General features: G+C 71.9%; 14 protein-coding genes. 7 read left to right on the top strand and 7 right to left on the bottom strand.

Annotated elements, in window-relative coordinates; translation table 11 throughout:
* Positions 1-86: 86 nt before the first annotated feature.
* On the bottom strand, positions 87-1454 hold the full coding sequence (locus OG599_RS34135) for an FAD-binding oxidoreductase (protein ID WP_327179842.1): 1368 nt from the start codon (positions 1452-1454) through the stop codon (positions 87-89).
* Between the two features lie 189 nt (positions 1455-1643).
* Here OG599_RS34135 and OG599_RS34140 point away from each other — a divergent pair, with 189 nt between their 5' ends.
* Positions 1644-2534 (top strand): pentapeptide repeat-containing protein, encoded by an 891-nt coding sequence (locus tag OG599_RS34140; RefSeq protein ID WP_327179843.1) that lies wholly within the window; start codon positions 1644-1646, stop codon positions 2532-2534.
* Between the two features lie 60 nt (positions 2535-2594).
* On the opposite strand, the gene OG599_RS34145 is transcribed toward OG599_RS34140, so the two are convergent.
* Positions 2595-3440 (bottom strand): NADPH-dependent F420 reductase, encoded by an 846-nt coding sequence (locus tag OG599_RS34145; RefSeq protein ID WP_327179844.1) that lies wholly within the window; start codon positions 3438-3440, stop codon positions 2595-2597.
* On the opposite strand from OG599_RS34145, the gene OG599_RS34150 reads away from it, so the two are divergent.
* The 4 genes from OG599_RS34150 (at position 3439) to OG599_RS34165 (ending at position 7444) form a co-directional block, all read left to right on the top strand.
* Positions 3439-3990, top strand: a complete 552-nt coding sequence (locus OG599_RS34150) for a GH25 family lysozyme (protein ID WP_327179845.1) — start codon at positions 3439-3441, stop codon at positions 3988-3990. The two genes, OG599_RS34145 and OG599_RS34150, sit on opposite strands and share 2 nt — an antisense overlap.
* Before the next feature lie 166 nt (positions 3991-4156).
* Positions 4157-5170, top strand: coding sequence for an alcohol dehydrogenase AdhP (adhP, locus tag OG599_RS34155; RefSeq protein ID WP_327179846.1), 1014 nt, complete (start codon positions 4157-4159; stop codon positions 5168-5170).
* A gap of 156 nt (positions 5171-5326) precedes the next feature.
* Complete coding sequence (ctaD, locus tag OG599_RS34160) at positions 5327-7057, top strand: aa3-type cytochrome oxidase subunit I (protein ID WP_327179847.1); 1731 nt, start codon at positions 5327-5329, stop codon at positions 7055-7057.
* A 45-nt stretch (positions 7058-7102) separates the two neighbouring features.
* On the top strand, positions 7103-7444 hold the full coding sequence (locus OG599_RS34165; protein WP_327179848.1) for a hypothetical protein: 342 nt from the start codon (positions 7103-7105) through the stop codon (positions 7442-7444).
* Positions 7445-7505: 61 nt separating this feature from the next.
* On the opposite strand, the gene OG599_RS34170 is transcribed toward OG599_RS34165, so the two are convergent.
* A complete protein-coding gene (locus OG599_RS34170) occupies positions 7506-9332 on the bottom strand; it encodes an FUSC family protein (RefSeq protein ID WP_327179849.1) in 1827 nt (608 codons plus the stop codon).
* 406 nt (positions 9333-9738) lie between these two features.
* A complete protein-coding gene (locus OG599_RS34175; protein WP_327179850.1) occupies positions 9739-9939 on the bottom strand; it encodes an antitoxin in 201 nt (66 codons plus the stop codon).
* A 453-nt stretch (positions 9940-10392) separates the two neighbouring features.
* On the opposite strand from OG599_RS34175, the gene OG599_RS34180 reads away from it, so the two are divergent.
* Positions 10393-11661, top strand: coding sequence for a D-arabinono-1,4-lactone oxidase (locus OG599_RS34180; RefSeq protein ID WP_327179851.1), 1269 nt, complete (start codon positions 10393-10395; stop codon positions 11659-11661).
* Positions 11662-11683: 22 nt separating this feature from the next.
* Here the strand turns inward: OG599_RS34180 and OG599_RS34185 are convergent, their stop codons facing one another.
* Together OG599_RS34185 and OG599_RS34190 are read right to left on the bottom strand one after the other, a co-directional pair.
* Positions 11684-12700, bottom strand: coding sequence for an MASE1 domain-containing protein (locus tag OG599_RS34185; protein WP_442809648.1), 1017 nt, complete (start codon positions 12698-12700; stop codon positions 11684-11686).
* Positions 12701-12749: 49 nt separating this feature from the next.
* A complete protein-coding gene (locus OG599_RS34190) occupies positions 12750-13577 on the bottom strand; it encodes a PP2C family protein-serine/threonine phosphatase (RefSeq protein WP_327179852.1) in 828 nt (275 codons plus the stop codon).
* A 248-nt stretch (positions 13578-13825) separates the two neighbouring features.
* Between OG599_RS34190 and OG599_RS34195 the strand changes: the two genes are divergently transcribed.
* Positions 13826-14701, top strand: a complete 876-nt coding sequence (locus OG599_RS34195; RefSeq protein WP_327179853.1) for an acyl-CoA thioester hydrolase/BAAT C-terminal domain-containing protein — start codon at positions 13826-13828, stop codon at positions 14699-14701.
* Between the two features lie 23 nt (positions 14702-14724).
* On the opposite strand, the gene OG599_RS34200 is transcribed toward OG599_RS34195, so the two are convergent.
* Positions 14725-15990, bottom strand: a complete 1266-nt coding sequence (locus OG599_RS34200) for a metal-dependent hydrolase family protein (protein ID WP_327179854.1) — start codon at positions 15988-15990, stop codon at positions 14725-14727.
* Positions 15991-16056 lie beyond the last annotated feature (66 nt).

Here is a 16056-nt window from a genome sequence, read left to right on the forward strand (position 1 = left end):
CCACCGACAGCGACACCGACAGTGGTGCGGCGGCCCGGTGCGCACCGCCGACCGGGCGGTTCGGCGCCGGATCAGCCGTCGAGGGGTCAGCCGGTCAGCACCTTGCCGGGGTTGAGGATGCCGTGCGGGTCCAGGGCGGACTTCACGGCCCGGTGCATGGCGAGCACGGCCGGACCGAGTTCCCTGCCCAGGCCCCCCATCTTCAGCAGACCCACGCCGTGTTCACCCGTCACCGTGCCGCCCAGCGCGATCGCGTCGTCGAGGATGTCCTCGAACGCCAGCTGTGCCCTGGCCCGGGCGGCCTCGTCACCGGGCGGCGTGATGATCAGCGGGTGCAGGTTGCCGTCGCCCGCGTGCGCGATGTTGGCCACCAGGATGTCGTGCCGGGCGGCCGTACGCTCGATCCGCGCCAGCATTTCCGGCACCGCCGTCCGGGGCACGCACACGTCCTCGGTGAGCACCGGGCCCAGGCGTTCGAGCGCCGGGTAGGCGAGCCGACGCGCCTCGAAGAGCGCGTCGGCCTCCTGCTGGTCGGTGGAGACGGCGGCCCAGGTCGCCCCGGCGCGCTCGAAGCAGTCCCGCACGAGCTCCGCCTCCGCGTCCCCCTCTGCTCCGGGGGTGTCGACCCTGCCCAGCAGGACCACCTCGGCGTCGGCGGACAGCCCCATGTTCTTCCACGCGTCGACGGCGGCGAGACAGTGCCGGTCGACGAGTTCCAGCGCCGAGGGGATGACGCCGGAGGCCGTCACGGCGCTGACCGCCTCGCCCGCCGCCACGACCGAGGAGAAGTACCCGGCGACGGTCCGCTCGGCGGGCCGCCGCGGCCGGAGCCGCACGGTGATCTCCGTGATCACGCCGAGGGTGCCCTCGGAGCCGACCATCAGCCCGGCCAGGTCGTACCCCGCCACTCCCTTGGCGGTGCTCCGGCCCAGCCGGACCGTTTCGCCCAGGCCGTTCACGACCTCCAGGCCGAGCACGTAGTCGCGTGTCACGCCGTACTTCACGCAGCACATGCCGCCGGCGTTGGTGGCCACGTTCCCGCCGATGGTGGACCAGGGGGAGCTGGCCGGATCCGGCGGGTACCAGAGGCCGCGCTCCGCACACGCGGCCCGCAGGTCGTCGTTGACGACTCCCGGCTGGACGACAGCCAGGCGTTCGGCGGGATCGATCCGCAGCACGGCGTTCATGTCCTCGAAGGAGAGCACGATCGCACCGTCCACCGCGTTGGCCCCGCCCGAGAGTCCCGTACCCGCGCCGCGCGACACCAACGGGATTCCGTGCTCCACGCAGTGGCGCACCACCGCGCGCACCTCGTCCGTGTTCTGCGGCCTGACCACCGCCCGGGGCATTCCGTACGGAGCCCACTCGGCCTCGTCGTGCTGATACCGGGCCAGACCCGCCGGGTCCGTGAGCACGCGCTGGGCCGGGATGCTGTCGACCGGTGCGTTCGCCATCTCCGTGGCCACCTCCTGCAACGATGTATGGGCCACCCATCATGGCGTGCGCGGATCGGGGGCACGGAAGCGGACCCCGGAGAAATCCCTCCGACCAGGACCCGGGCCGCCGAAAATCCGGTGACCCGCACCGGACCGCCGGGCTAGCCTGCACGCGCCGTCGCTCCGGAACGCAGAGGAACAGTGACCATGCCCCAAGCCGTCCGGGAACCCGACCCCGGCCCCGTCCCGGGAGACGGAACCGCTCCCGAAGCCCTGCGCGCCGACTGCGCCAACTGCTTCGGACTGTGCTGCGTCGCTCTCACCCTCGTCGCCTCCTCGGACTTCGCGGTCGACAAAGAGGCGGGCGAGCCCTGTTCACACCTTCAGGAGGACTTCCGCTGCGGAATCCACCGGCGCCTGCGCCCCGCCGGATATCCCGGATGCACGGTGTACGACTGCTTCGGCGCCGGCCAGAAGGTCTCGCAGGGCGTGTACGCCGGTCATGACTGGCGTTCCCGCCCCGAGACCGCGGAGGAGATGTTCCAGGTGTTCCGGGTGATGCGTCAACTCCACGAAATGCTCAGCCATCTGACGGAAGCGCTCGCCCTCCCCGCCGCCGAGCCGATACGCGAGGAGCTGTGTCGGGCGCACGAGGCCACGGAGCGCCTCACCCGGGAACCCGCCGGTGAGCTGGCCGGACTCGACGCGACAGCGCACCGGGAGACGGTCGCGCCCCTGCTGCGCGAAGCCGGCGCCCTTGCCCGCGCCACCGTGCCGGGCCGACCCCCGTCCGGTCGCCGCGTGGCCGGCCGAGCCGGGAAAAGGCGTGCGGGCGGTGATCTCTTCGGGGCCCGGCTCCGGGGCGCGGACCTGCGGGGCGCGGACCTGCGGTCGGCATGCCTGGTCGCGGCCGACCTCACCGGCGCGGACCTGGAGCTTGCGGACGTGCTCGGAGCCGACTTCCGCGACACGCGGCTCTCACGCGCCGACCTGACGGCCACTCTCTTCCTGACCCAGGTCCAGCTCAACGCGGCTCGGGGCGACGGCGCGACGAAGATTCCGCCGTCTCTCACCCGCCCCGCCCACTGGGACGCCTGACGGCTACCGGCACGGCGCTCGCCCCACCGCGCCGTGCCGGTCCCGACGACGCGCCGCGGCTCAGGCCCGCCACTCCGCGGTGCGCTCGGGCGAGGCGGCGGCCAGGGCCTCGCGAACGGCCTCGCTGTCGCCCCGGATGCCGTACACCGGTGTGCCGGGCTGCTGGCGCCACGACTCGTCCAGAGAGCCGGCGTCCACCGTGTCGAAGCCCAGTTCGTCGATGAGCTCCCGCACGGCCCTCTTCGCCTCTTCGTCGTCCCCCGCCACGGGAAGCGCCTGCCGGCCGGGCGTACCGGGCGCAAGCCCCCGGTCCAGGAGGTCCTGCGCGAACGTGCCGTTGAAGGCCTTGACCACCGGGTGGCCGATCCGGCGCTCCGTCCAGCGGCTCTCCGGCAGCCCCTCCTCGATCTCCTCGATCCGGCCGTCCCGCTGCTGCGGGTAGTAGTTGCCGGTGTCGATGACCACGGCCCCGTCGGCCGCGTGGTCCAGGAAACCGGCGGGCAGGTCCGGGACGGACTTCAGTGGCACGGTGACCACCACGACCCGCGCGCCCCGCGCCGCTTCCGAGGCCTTCGCCGCGGTGGCGCCGGTCTCCGAGACGAGGGATTCGAGGGTCTCCGGGCCACGCGAATTGGCGACGGTCACCGTGTGACCGAGGGCGGTCAGACGCCGGGTCAGGTTGCCGCCGATATGGCCCGCACCGATGATTCCGATCTGCATATGATCCGACCTTCTCAGACAGTGCTGCACAGTGAAGACTTGCTCCTCCTTCGCCAACCCCCGTGCTCGGCCCGCTATTCCTGGTGAAGAATCGATACTCCCGCCAGAGGGGAAATGGGGCGGTCCCAGCGGGGGCATGTGAACGGACGAGGACGTACCCCGCACCTCGCTGGAAGGTGGCCCCATGCTGCATGGAATCGATGTCAGCTCCTATCAGGAGACGTTCGACACGGACGGAGTGGATTTCGTCTTCATCAAGGCGACGGAGGGGCGTTCCTACGCCAATCCGCATTTGGCGGCGCAGGCGAAGAGGGCGCGGGACGCCGGTTGTGTGGTCGGCTTCTACCATTTCCTCTGGCCCGGGAAGGTGGCGGAACAGGTGCGCTTCTTCCTCGCCCGGACGCCGGAGAAATCCGGGGACCTGCTCGTCGTGGACTGGGAACAGACCGGAGACGGCACCCGGGCCAGTAACGCCGACAAGGACAAGTTCCTCCACGAGTTGAAACGGCTCCGTCCGGACCACCGGGCCCTGCTCTACTGCGGCCGTTCGTTCTGGCTCGATGTCGACAGGACCTCGTACGCGGGCGACGGCCTCTGGATCGCGGACTACGTCGAACCCGGGGAGCCCCGCATCGAGGCGGACTGGCTCATCCACCAGTACACGGACCATCCGATCGACAAGAACGTGGCGGACTTCGCCTCGCCCGCCGAGCTGCGCAGCTGGGCCGGGGGATAGGCCACGTCCGCGGAAGTCTTCGCGGGTGCCGGGAACCGCCGCCGGCGCAGAGCCGCGCCGGTCGGACACCGTCCAGGTGGCTTAGTATGTTTTGTGGCACATGTCCGATCCGGTGGGGTGGTGGCTCCCGACGCCTCCGACCCGCCCGGTGAACGGAGGAATGCCCGTGAAAGCCGCCGTGGTCCGCAGTTTCACCGAACCCCTGACCGTGGAGGAGAGGCCCGTCCCGACCCCCGCGCCGCACCAGGTGCTGGTACGGATGGAGACCTCCGGCCTCTGCCACACCGACATCCACGCGGCCCGGGGGGACTGGCCCGTCAAACCGGAGCCCCCCTTCGTACCCGGTCACGAGGGCATCGGCGTGGTCGAGGCCGTCGGAGACCAGGTGGACCACCTCTCGGCGGGGGACAGGGTGGCGATTCCCTGGCTCGGCGAGGCGTGCGGCCACTGCGACCACTGCGTGTCCGGCTGGGAGACCCTCTGCCTGGAGCAGCGCAACAGCGGCTACTCCGTCGACGGCAGCCACACCGAGTACGCCGTCGCCCACGGCACCTACGTGGTGCCGGTGCCCGAGGGGATCGACCCCCTCGACGCGGCCCCGCTGACCTGCGCCGGCGTGACCACGTACAAGGCGGTGAAGCTCTCGGGTGCCCGGCCCGGCGCGCGCGTCCTCGTCTCCGGCATCGGGGGCCTCGGCCACCTCGCCCTCCAGTACGCGCGGATCTTCGGAGCGGAGACCGTCGCGGTCGACGTCACCGACGAGAAGCTGGCGCTCGCCCGGGACCTCGGCGCGGACCACGTCATCGACGCCCGCACCCAGGACGTCGCCGAGGAGACCCAGAAGCTGGGCGGCGCCGACGCGGCCATCTCCCTGGCCGTCAGCAACGAGTCCTTCTCCGCCGCGTACGGATCGCTCCGCCGGGGCGGGACGCTGGTGCTCGTCGCGCTGCCCGCCGAGGGCACGCTCTCGCTGCCGGTCTTCGACACGGTCCTGAACGGGATCACGGTCGTCGGTTCGATCGTCGGCACCCGCGAGGATCTGGCGGAGGTATTCCGGCTGCACCGCCTCGGCCGCACCCGGGTCGTCCGCGAGACCCGGAAGCTCGACGACATCAACAACTCGATCGGTGAAGTGCTGGACGGGAAGGTGTCCGGCCGCCTCGTCTTCGATCTCCGCTGACGTCCTTGCGGCGGTGGCGCCGCCGCTGTTGGGCCGTTTGAGTGTCCTTGACGCCCGGTGGCGCTCCACCGGGAAGGATGTCCCACAGGGTCGAACCCCACCGGGCCATTCTGGTCGGCGAGTCCGCAACGGGCCGTCGATCAAAGGAGCGTCGCAGTGACGACGAGTGGCACCTCAGAACCGGTGGAGTCAGAGGCCGCGTACGCGGACGAACTGCCGGTACGGCGCAAGCAGCCGGGGAACGTCGTCATCAGATGGCTGACCACCACCGATCACAAGACGATCGGTTCTCTCTACCTGATCACGTCCTTCGCCTTCTTCTGCGTCGGAGGCCTGCTGGCCCTGGTCATGCGGGCCGAGCTGGCCCGGCCGGGCACACAGATCATTTCCAACGAGCAGTACAACCAGTTGTTCACGATGCACGGCACGATCATGCTGCTGATGTTCGCGACGCCGCTCTTCTCCGGCTTCACCAACTGGATCATGCCCCTGCAGATCGGTGCGCCCGACGTGGCGTTCCCGCGGCTGAACATGTTCGCCTACTGGCTCTACCTCTTCGGTTCGCTCATCGCGGTGGGAGGCTTCCTCACCCCCAACGGCGCGGCCGACTTCGGGTGGTTCGCCTACAACCCGCTCTCCAACGCGGAACACTCACCGGGCGTGGGCGGTGACCTCTGGATCATGGGGCTGGCCTTCTCCGGCTTCGGTACGATCCTCGGCGCGGTCAACTTCATCACCACGATCATCTGCATGCGCGCGCCCGGCATGACGATGTTCCGGATGCCCATCTTCGTGTGGACCGTCCTGCTGACCGGCGTTCTGGTACTGCTCGCCTTCCCGGTCCTGGCCGCCTCCCTCTTCGCCCTGGAAGCGGACCGCAAGTTCGGAGCGCTGATCTTCGCCCCTGCCAACGGCGGTTCGCTGCTCTGGCAGCATCTCTTCTGGTTCTTCGGACACCCCGAGGTCTACATCATCGCCCTGCCGTTCTTCGGCATCGTCAGCGAGGTCATCCCGGTCTTCAGCCGCAAGCCGATCTTCGGCTACATCGGCCTGATCGCCGCCACGATCGCCATCGCGGGTCTCTCCGTGACGGTGTGGGCGCACCACATGTACGTGACGGGTGGCGTGCTGCTGCCGTTCTTCTCCTTCATGACGTTCCTCATCGCGGTACCGACCGGTGTGAAGTTCTTCAACTGGATCGGCACGATGTGGAAGGGCTCGTTGTCCTTCGAGACGCCGATGCTCTGGGCCACCGGATTCCTGGTCACCTTCCTCTTCGGTGGTCTGACCGGTGTTCTGCTGGCCTCGCCGCCGCTGGACTTCCACGTCTCGGACTCGTACTTCGTCGTCGCGCACTTCCACTACGTCGTCTTCGGCACCGTGGTGTTCGCGATGTTCGCCGGATTCCACTTCTGGTGGCCGAAGTTCACCGGCAAGATGCTGGACGAGCGGCTCGGCAAGATCACGTTCTGGACGCTGTTCGTGGGCTTCCACGGCACGTTCCTGGTGCAGCACTGGCTCGGTGCCGAGGGCATGCCGCGTCGCTACGCGGACTACCTCGCGGCCGACGGCTTCACCGCGCTGAACACGATCTCCACGATCGCCTCGTTCCTGCTGGGCCTGTCGATCCTGCCGTTCTTCTACAACATCTGGAAGACCGCCAAGTACGGCGAGATGGTGGGAGTCGACGACCCGTGGGGCTTCGGCCGTTCGCTGGAGTGGGCCACCTCGTGCCCGCCGCCGCGCCACAACTTCGTCACCCTGCCCCGGATCCGCTCCGAGTCCCCGGCGTTCGATCTGCACCACCCGTACGTCCGGGCGCTCGACGACGCGACCAACGTCCCCGACGCGTCGGTGACCGTCGCCCCCGGGGACAAGCAGCAGTAGCCGGTGTCCGCCCGACGACGTCCGCTGTCACGAGAAGAGGAACCCGTGAAACCCGATCCGGACTGCGCCCGGGGCCTCGCCCGTATGGAGGGCTACCTCCTGTGGAACGCCGAGGTCGAAGAAGCGCGCCGCCGCGCAGGCCGCTTCACCGACCAGCTTCCCTGGCTCACCACCGCCCAGCGCGAGGACGTGGAACGCGTCTACGTCACCGACCGGGTGGCGGTCTGCCGTGAGTCGTTCGGCCGCGTCGCCGGGCGGGCCGTCGAACTCCGCGCCGAGTACACCGAACGCTACGAACAGCTCAGGAAGCGCTGCGTGGCCCTGTCGGTCGCCGGAGCCGGAGCGGTGACGGGCGCCTTCGCCGCGCTGACCCTGCTCACCCGCTGACCCGGTCCACCACGCGTCCCGCCGCGGGCACCACGCCCGCGGCGGGATCGGGTACGGACGTTCACGCCATCGCCACCACCACCGGTGCCTGTGCCCGCTCCGGCCGAAACACCCCCGCCTGCGCGGCGTCCAGAGCGGTCAGCCGGGCGGTCAGCCGGTCGGCGTACGAGCGGGACAGCCCGGCCGGGCGGCCGTCGAGGTGCACGGCGCAGGCGGTCGTCGTGTCGATCAGCAGCTCCAGCGCCTGGGCGACCTCGGCGGACCCGGCCGTACGCCGGGCCACCGGCGGCAGTTCGGCGGCCGACAGGTCGATCGCGTTGCGGGCCGCCGCGAGGGACCGGTAGGCGTCCCGGCGCAGGTCGCCACGGAGCTCCCCGTCCCGCGGGTCGTCCAGTACGTGACGGAGGTACCGGTACGCGGCCGAGGTCGCCGTGTCGAGCGCCGAGCGCACCGAGGCCACCCGCTGTCCCGGCATCCGCACGTGGCCGATCACCAGCACCAGCGCACACGCCAGCAGCGACTCCACGACGCGCCCGGCACCGGCGGAGGGCTCGCCGGTCAGTGCCACCAGCGAGAGCACGAGCACGGTGACGACCGCGGTCTGGGCCGCGAAGTGACGGCTGGCCACGGGAACGAGGGCCCCGCACACCGCGACCGCTCCCACCGCGACCGCGGAACCGGCGAACGGCTCCAGCAGCACGGCGAAGAACGCGGCTCCCGCCACCGTCCCGACCGCCCGGCACAGCACCCGCGAGGCAAGCGGCCCGAGGTCGGGCTTGACCAGGAACACCGCGGTCGCCGGCAGCCAGTACCAGTGGTCGTGCCGGAGCACCTGGGCGAGCACGGTGCTCGTCGAGCAGCACAGGGCGACCCGGATCCCGTACGCGCGCCCGGCCGGGCCGAAGGCGCGCCTCAGCAGGGACGTACGGCCGGACGTCCCGCCGGTCCGCAGCCCGCGGCCCTGGCGGTTGTCGAAATCGGCGGCGGCGCGCAGCAACGCCTCGTCGAGCGCGCGCAGCCCGGAACCGGACCGGGCCGGCGCGGGAAGCGCACCGCAGGGGGTGCCCGTGAGGACGGCCCGTGCCAGCCGGTCGGGTCCCTCGGCGATGCGGGCGGGCAGCGGTTCCCCCGCCCAGGCCAGCGCGGTCGCCGCCTCGGCCAGGGGGAACGCGGCGGCGTACTGGGCGTGCAGTCTGCGCTCGGCGGACGAACTCGCGTGCCGCCGCAGTCTCGGTCCGGACAGCGTGTCCTGCGCGTGGTCGAGCGCGGCGCTCAGCGCCGCGCGCCGGCCCGGGGCCCGGTCGCTCCCCGCGGCCCGCAGCAGGTCGGCGACGGCCGTGTACACCGCCGCCACGGCCTCGCGCTCCCCGCCGAGCAGGTACGGAGCACCCGCTCCCGCTCGGGAACGTACCGGGGAGGGCAGCACCAGTCGCAGCACGAGCAACCACACCGCGCCGACGAGGAACAGGCCCGCGCGCTGCCAGCCGGGCTCGGGCAGCGGCATCCCGGCACCGATCACGGCCGCCACCAGCAACTGGGTCCCGCAGGAGGAGGCCACCGGCCCCGTCGAGCTGAGCGCGCCCGCCAGGAGCCCCAGCACGCCCAGCGCGAGCGGCAGGAGCACCAGGGAACGCCCGCCGCCGGTGAGTTCGCCGAGGCAGGTACCGAGGAACAGCCCGAAGGCGCCGATCACCGCGGGGAGCCCGAGCCGCAGCACCGCGCCGCGACGGCTGCCCGGCCGGTCGTTGATCCCCGCGAGCATGGCCCCCAGCGCCGCGGGCACTCCCAGCGAGGGGCGGTCGGCCAGGACCGACAGCAGCAGCGGCAGCACCGCCGGCCCGCCCCGCAGCACGGCGCCCCAGGGGACCGGGGCGCGCTGCATCTTCATGACGTGTCCGAGCCAGCGGGGCAGCGGACGTGAAGGGAGGGGGAAGTGAAAGGCGGGCAAGGAGGTTCGGAACACGGGGCTCCCGTCCAGCGGTGACATGGTGCGCCGGTGGACGTCCTCGGCCTTGGCTTCGTGCGCCAAGCCTAGGGGAGAGACATGGAGAACGTGCTACCCGGCCGTTTCCGGCAGGTGAAGGCCCCGGGGCCTTCAGCGGAAACGGCCGGCGGCGCGCTCGGCGGGCAGGTGGCCGGCACCGCCCGCGGCCGTCCCGCCCGCGGCCGTCCCGCCCGCGGCCGTCCCGCCCGCGGCCGTCCCGCCCGCGGCCGTCCCGCCCGCGGCCGCCCCGGCCGGGGTCTTCGCGGGCGGTGTCCGGCGGATCACGGGCCGCGCCGGGCCGCCGGACGGCCTACCGGCGCGGCGGATTGCCCTCGCCCCGCTCGCCCTCCGCCCCGAACTGCCCCCTGAGGCCGTCCTGAGCCGAGTCGACCTGGCTCCGGTACTTGTTACCGGTCTTCTTGTCGATCATGTCGCCGGCTTTGTCGACGGCCTTGCCCGCCTGGTCCTCGTGGCCCTTGAGCATCTTCTTGATCTTGTCCATCGCCGACATGACGTGTCCTTCCGGTCGTCGTCCCCCCGGGTCCCCTCAAGGTTCGCCGCACCGCGCCCGCTCCGCATCCCCGGCCGTACGCCGGGATGCGAAGCCCGCACCGGCGCGGAAGTGTGAACACTGCCCCCCTGGGCAGATACCGGTTGACCAACAGGAGGTGGTGGCAATGGGCCGCATCAGGATCGTCCGCCGTCCGCCGCAGCCCTCGGGGCCGCCCCCGCTCGATCTGCGTACACCGTCCGGCCGGCCGCTCCCCTACTGACGACGCCCGACGGTGCCGGACGCCCCCCGCCGGCACCCGGCGCAGGGAGCCGCACGACTAAGCTCCGTACACATGATCGATCACTCTCGCCCGCGCTCGTGTCCCGAGCAGGGAACCGCCGCGTGTCCGTCGGCTGCCCCGCGCCCCACCCCTCGTACGACCCGCCGGGCCGCACGGCGAGGGAGTGCCGCGTGAACGCGCCCGAGCGGAACTGGGCCAAGAACGTCACCTTCGGCGCCCGGCGCCTGCTGACCCCCACGTCCGTGGAAGAGCTGCGCGACATCGTGGGATCCTCCACCGAGCTCCGCGCCCTGGGCACCAGGCACTCCTTCAACGAGATCGCCGACACGCGGGGTGACCTGGTCTCCGTCGCCGGGCTGCCCCGGGCGGTCGACATCGACTCCGCCGCCCGGACCGCAACGGTGAGCGCCGGACTGCGGTTCGGGGAGCTGACCGCGACCCTGCACGGGAGCGGCTTCGCGCTCCACAACCTCGGCTCCCTCCCGCACATCTCGGTCGCCGGAGCCTGCGCCACCGGAACCCATGGTTCCGGCATCGGCAACCGCTCGCTGGCCGGAGCGGTCCGCGCCGTGGAACTCGTCCGCGCGGACGGCTCCCTCACCACGGTGGAGCGCGGCCACCCCGACTTCCCCGGCACGGTGGTGTCACTCGGCGCGCTCGGCGTCATCACCCGGCTCACCCTCGACCTCGTCCCCACCTTCGACGTCCGGCAGTGGGTCTACGAGGATCTGCCCCGCGACCAGGCGGTGCGCGGGTTCGACGAGATCATGGCCGAGGGCTACAGCGTCAGCCTCTTCACGAGCTGGCGCGACCGGCCCGTCGACCAGGTGTGGGTGAAGCGCGCCGTCGACGGCGCCGACGCGTACGAGGCCCCGGCCGAGTGGCGCGGCGCGGTGCTCGCCGACGGCCCCCGCCACCCGGTTCCCGGCATGCCGGCCGGAAACTGCACCCTGCAGCAGGGGATACGCGGCCCCTGGCACGAGCGGCTGCCCCACTTCCGCCTCGAATTCACCCCGAGCAGCGGCGACGAACTGCAGTCGGAGTACTTCGTGGCGCGGAGCGACGCGCCCGCGGCCTTCGAGGCGCTGGACCGCATCCGGGACCGCATCGCGCCCCAGCTGCTGATCTCCGAGATCCGGACGATCGCCGCCGACGACCTCTGGCTGAGCCCCGCCCGCGGCCGCGACTCCGTGGCCTTCCACTTCACCTGGAAGCCGGACACGGCGGCCGTCACCCCGGTGCTGCACGCCGTCGAGGAGGCGCTGGCCCCCTTCGGCGCGAGGCCCCACTGGGGCAAGGTCTTCCCCATGGGCCCCGGCGAGCTGCGAGGCCTGTACCCCGACTGGTCCCGCTTCGAGGAGCTCACCGCCCGCCACGATCCCGAGGGAGTCTTCCGCAACGACTTCCTGCGCCGGTTCTTCCCCCGGTCCGGGGACTGACCCCCGCGCCCGGTCGTCCGCCTCAGCCGGGCTCCGGCCGGATCGCCGCGCGCTCGCCGGAGGCGGGCCTCCGGGCGCGGCGGTCCGACCGGGGCGTCAGCTCCTCCACCAGCTCCGCCAGCTCCACACAGGCGTGCTCCATCTCGCGGCGGATGTTCAGCTGCTCCGTGACGACCGCCGACAGCAGCAGCGAGGTGAGCGTCACCGAGCCGTTGAGCAGGGCGAGGTTGAGCATCACTTCCAGGATCTCGTGCCCCCGGAACGGCCCGGCCTCGTGCGTCGCCGAGATCACCGCGAGTACGGAGACCAGCAGGGCGCAGGGCGCGCTGCCGGGCAGCTGGAAGCGGAGCGCCGCCCAGATGAGGACGGGGAACACCAGGTACAGCATGGCGAGTGTGCTCGTCGTCGCCAGCAGGGAGACGCCCGTCATGACGACGAACAGGGCGACGGCCTCCAGCCAGCGGTCCGTGGCCCGGGGCATCCGCGCCCGGCGCAGGACCAGCAGGATGGGCGTCACGACGAGCACGCCCATCACGTCCCCGGCCCACCAGCACGCCCAGACCGGCCAGAACCTCTCCAACGGGAGCTTCTCGGTCAGGACCAGAGTGACGCACCCCAGCATGGAGCTGACCAGCATCCCCGCGAAGGCGCCCAGGAACACCAGTGCGACCCCGTCCCGCAGCCGGTCCAGCTCCTCCCGGAAACCCACCGACCGCAGGGCCATGTAGGCGCAGATCGGGCCGAGCGTGTTGCCGGCCAGGATGCCGAGTCCCAGGGGCGAGAACGAACCGCTGATGGAGACCGTGGCGAACAGGGCGCCGAGCGCGATGCCGGGCCAGATCCGTACGCCGAAGTGCAGCAGTGCGGCCAGTGCCACTCCGGTGGGAGGCCACAGCGGCGTCACGACCGACTGGTACGCCTCCACCCGGCGCAGCAGCCCCAGACGGCCGGACAGGTAGTACACGGCGGCGACGCCCAGGAGCCGGGCGGTGGCCACGGCCCGGCGTCTGGCCTTCTCGCTGCGGATCACAGGTGTCATCAGACACCGGCCCCGTGAGCGACAGGGGCGGTGACACGCGCGGTGTGCGTCAGCCGGCCGGTTCGCCGCCGTGGCGGAGGACGAGAAAGGCCACGTCGTCCTCATGGCCCGTCATGTCCGCCGCGCCGAGCACCGTCTGGGCCAGCTCCTCGGCAGAGGCGCTCACCTGGTCGCTCACCAGTCGGCGAATCGCTTCGAGACCCTCGTCGAGATCGAGGGAGGGACCCTCGACGAGTCCGTCGGTCAGGAGGACGATCGCCCCGGGTACGTCGAGCGAGCTCCTGGTGACGGGGTACACCTCTCCGCTCTGGATGCCCAGGGGCAGTCCGCCCGGGCTCTCCACGATCCCCGACCGGCCGTCGACGGTCGCCCACACGCTCGCCACGTGGCCCGCGCGGGCGGAGTGGAGCTCGTGGGCGGCCGGATCCACCCGCACAAAGGTGCAGGTGGCGAACAGGGGCACCGTGACCGACATCAGGAGATCGTTGGTGCGGCGCATGACCTCGCCAGGGTCGGAGGTGCTGCCCGCGATCGCCCGCATCGCGATCCTGATCTGCCCCATGACCGCCGCCGCCTCGACGTCGTGCCCCTGGACGTCGCCGATCGCGAAGCCGAGCGCGCCGTCCGGCAGCGCGAACCCGTCGTACCAGTCGCCACCGATGTCCAGCCCGTGGTGGGTCGGCTGGTAGCGGGCCGCGGTCTGCAGACCGGGGACGGAGGGCAGCGCGCCGGGGAGCATGGTGCGCTGGAGCGCCTCGGCGAGTTCGACCCGGGCCTGGTGGAGCTCCACCTCCCGCCGCGCGCGGGCGGTGAGCTGCTGCAGGGTGCCGAGGAGATCCGCGGCGCTCGCTGGGGCGGGATTCCTCCGGCGAGTCATCGGCTGCTCCAGTGCGCATCGGTCACTGCAGAGTATTTTGCGCGCGCCGGTCCGGCTACCCGGCGGCGTACGACCGGCCGGAACAGTGCCCGGCACGGTCTGCCGTCTGCCGTCTGCCGTCTGCCGTCTGCCGTCTGCCGTCTGCCGTCTGCCGCCCGGCCCCGGCGCCGTAGGATCCGTTCCGGGGCAGCCCGGACCCGGTGCCCGTGCGGGCCGGCGGCCGTGGGGCGCGTACGGGAGGGGCAGTCATGGACGTGCACGAGCGGGAGCTGGACACTCCGTGGGAGGGAGTCCTCGCGTCTCCCCCCGGAGGAAGCGACTGCGCCGTCCTGGTGCTGGCCGGATCCAGCGGGCGGGTCGAGCGGGAGCGGGCGCGCCTGCTCGCCGGACAGGGGCTGACCGCACTCGCGATGCGCTGGTTCGGCGGGCCCGGCCAGCCGCCCGGCATGTGCGAGATACCCCTGGAGACCTTCACCGACGCCGTCGGAGTGCTGCGATCCGCCGGTGCGTCGCGGATCGCGATACTCGGGGTCTCCAAAGGGGCCGAAGCAGCCCTGCTCACCGCCGTGCGCGACCCTCGGGTGGACCTGGTGGTCGCGTTGTCGCCGACCGACTCCGTCTGGTGCAACGTGGGACCGGGCCATGACGGCAGGCGCCACCCGTACCGCTCCTCGTGGACCTGGCGGGGCGAGCCGCTGCCCTTCCTCCCCATGGACGATTCCTGGACACCCACAAGCCCCGCCGGCGAGCCCGTCGCCATCACCGGGTGGTACGAACTCAGCCGCCGCACCTTCGGTCATCTGCTCCCCGAAGCGGAGATCCCCGTGGAACACGCCCGCGCGGACATCGTCCTCGTCGCCGGCGGCGACGACGCGATGTGGCCCTCCCTCCCGGCCGTCGAACGGCTGGCCGCCCGGCGGCGCGCGGCGGGCGCGAACGTCACCGTGATCAGCCGCGCCGACGCCGGCCACCGCCCCCGGTTCCCCGGTGAAGGCGCCCTGCCGCCGTCCCCGGAACATCTCCACGGGGGCACTCCCGAGGCGGACGCGCTGCTGGGAGCGGAGGCGTGGCCGCTGATCGTCTCCGCCCTGCGGGGAACCCCCGCCGCCCGGCCCGGCCGCTGACCGCCGGGCCGGTTCGCCGTCTCTCAGGCCAGCCGATTGCGATGGACCCGGCCGTCCTTGATGATGACGGCCAGATTCTCCTCGGGCGCCCCGAGCACGTTCGGATCGCGGGTGGGGTCACCCTCCACGATCAGCAGATCGGCCCAGGCGCCGACGGTGATCTCGCCGATGCGGGCCGCCTTGTACGGGTCGCGTTCCCCGCAGAGCCGGAAGAGACGGGCATTGCCCGAGGTGACCATCTTCAGCGCCTCCACGGGCGTGAACCCGAAGGTGCTCGACAGCCGGGTGAGCATCTCGCTCTGGAGGGTGGCCTTGGACGGATCCAGCAGCAGGTCCGTTCCGAAGGCGATCTGCGTCCCGGCGGCCCGCGCCCACGCGTAGGTCCGGGCCACCCCGTCGCACACCTGCTTGTTCTTCGCCGTGGACTCCGGCGAGGAGAAGGAGTGGTCGCCCTCCAGGAACGGCTGGGTGCTCAGCCAGACCCCCTCGTCGGTCAGCAGCCGGATGGTCTCCTCCGACGCGAGGTGACCGTGCTCGACGGACTTGATCCCGGCGGCGACCGCGCGGCGGATCCCCTCGTCGCTGAAGACGTGCGCGCTGACGTACGTACCCCAGTCGGCGGCCGCCTCGACCGCCGCGCGCAGCTCGTCCACCGTGTACTGCACGACGTCCAGCGGGTCGTGCGCCGAGGTCACCCCGCCACCGGCCATCACCTTGATCTGGGTGGCGCCCCGCTTCAACTGCTCGCGGACGGCCGCGAGCACCTGGTCCCGGCCGTCCGCGACCCTCATGAAACCGATCCCCTCGGCCCGCGACGGCGCGCCGTCGAACGTCGTGGCGTCGTCGTACGCGCAGGAGAAGTCGCCGTGCCCCGAGGTCTGCGAGAGCGCCGCCTGACTGGGATAGATCCGCGGGCCGGGAAAGGCACCCGCGTCCAGGACCTGCCGTAGCGCGGTGACGTCCCCGCCCATGTCCCGCACGCAGGTGAAGCCCCGCATGAGCATCCGGCCCGCCTCGGCCAGGGCCTGGTAGTAGCCCGAACCGGTGCTGCCCACGGCCAGTCCCACCTCGGTGTTCCCGGCGGCGAAGAGGTGCACGTGCGCATCGGTCAGCCCCGGCATGAGAACCCGTCCGCCGCCCTCGACGACCAGCGCGTCCGGCGGCGGCGTGGCGCCACCGATCGCGGCGATCCTGCGGTCTTCGACGAGTACCGACCGAGGTTCGGAGAGCTCACTGTCGAGCCCGTCGAAAACGCGGACGTCACGGATCAGGATCGGTACGGAGCCCATGGGGTTCCTCTCTCTGCGGACGGAGGGCGCCGAAGGCGAAGGACGCCTGCCGCGCCGCGGCGAGGC

Origin of the sequence: Streptomyces sp. NBC_01335, from assembly GCF_035953295.1 — a bacterium.
GTDB lineage: Bacteria > Actinomycetota > Actinomycetes > Streptomycetales > Streptomycetaceae > Streptomyces.

Bases quoted from the DNA above. Each gene is read 5' to 3' on its own strand.
- OG599_RS34135 (WP_327179842.1), bottom strand. From the start codon at position 1,454: ATGGCGAACGCACCGGTCGACAGCATCCCGGCCCAGCGCGTGCTCACG.
- OG599_RS34140 (WP_327179843.1), top strand. From the start codon at position 1,644: ATGCCCCAAGCCGTCCGGGAACCCGACCCCGGCCCCGTCCCGGGAGAC.
- OG599_RS34150 (WP_327179845.1), top strand. From the start codon at position 3,439: ATGCTGCATGGAATCGATGTCAGCTCCTATCAGGAGACGTTCGACACG.
- OG599_RS34145 (WP_327179844.1), bottom strand. From the start codon at position 3,440: ATGGGGCCACCTTCCAGCGAGGTGCGGGGTACGTCCTCGTCCGTTCAC.
- OG599_RS34170 (WP_327179849.1), bottom strand. From the start codon at position 9,332: ATGAAGATGCAGCGCGCCCCGGTCCCCTGGGGCGCCGTGCTGCGGGGC.
- OG599_RS34175 (WP_327179850.1), bottom strand. From the start codon at position 9,939: ATGTCGGCGATGGACAAGATCAAGAAGATGCTCAAGGGCCACGAGGAC.
- OG599_RS34185 (WP_442809648.1), bottom strand. From the start codon at position 12,700: ATGACACCTGTGATCCGCAGCGAGAAGGCCAGACGCCGGGCCGTGGCC.
- OG599_RS34190 (WP_327179852.1), bottom strand. From the start codon at position 13,577: ATGACTCGCCGGAGGAATCCCGCCCCAGCGAGCGCCGCGGATCTCCTC.
- OG599_RS34195 (WP_327179853.1), top strand. From the start codon at position 13,826: ATGGACGTGCACGAGCGGGAGCTGGACACTCCGTGGGAGGGAGTCCTC.
- OG599_RS34200 (WP_327179854.1), bottom strand. From the start codon at position 15,990: ATGGGCTCCGTACCGATCCTGATCCGTGACGTCCGCGTTTTCGACGGG.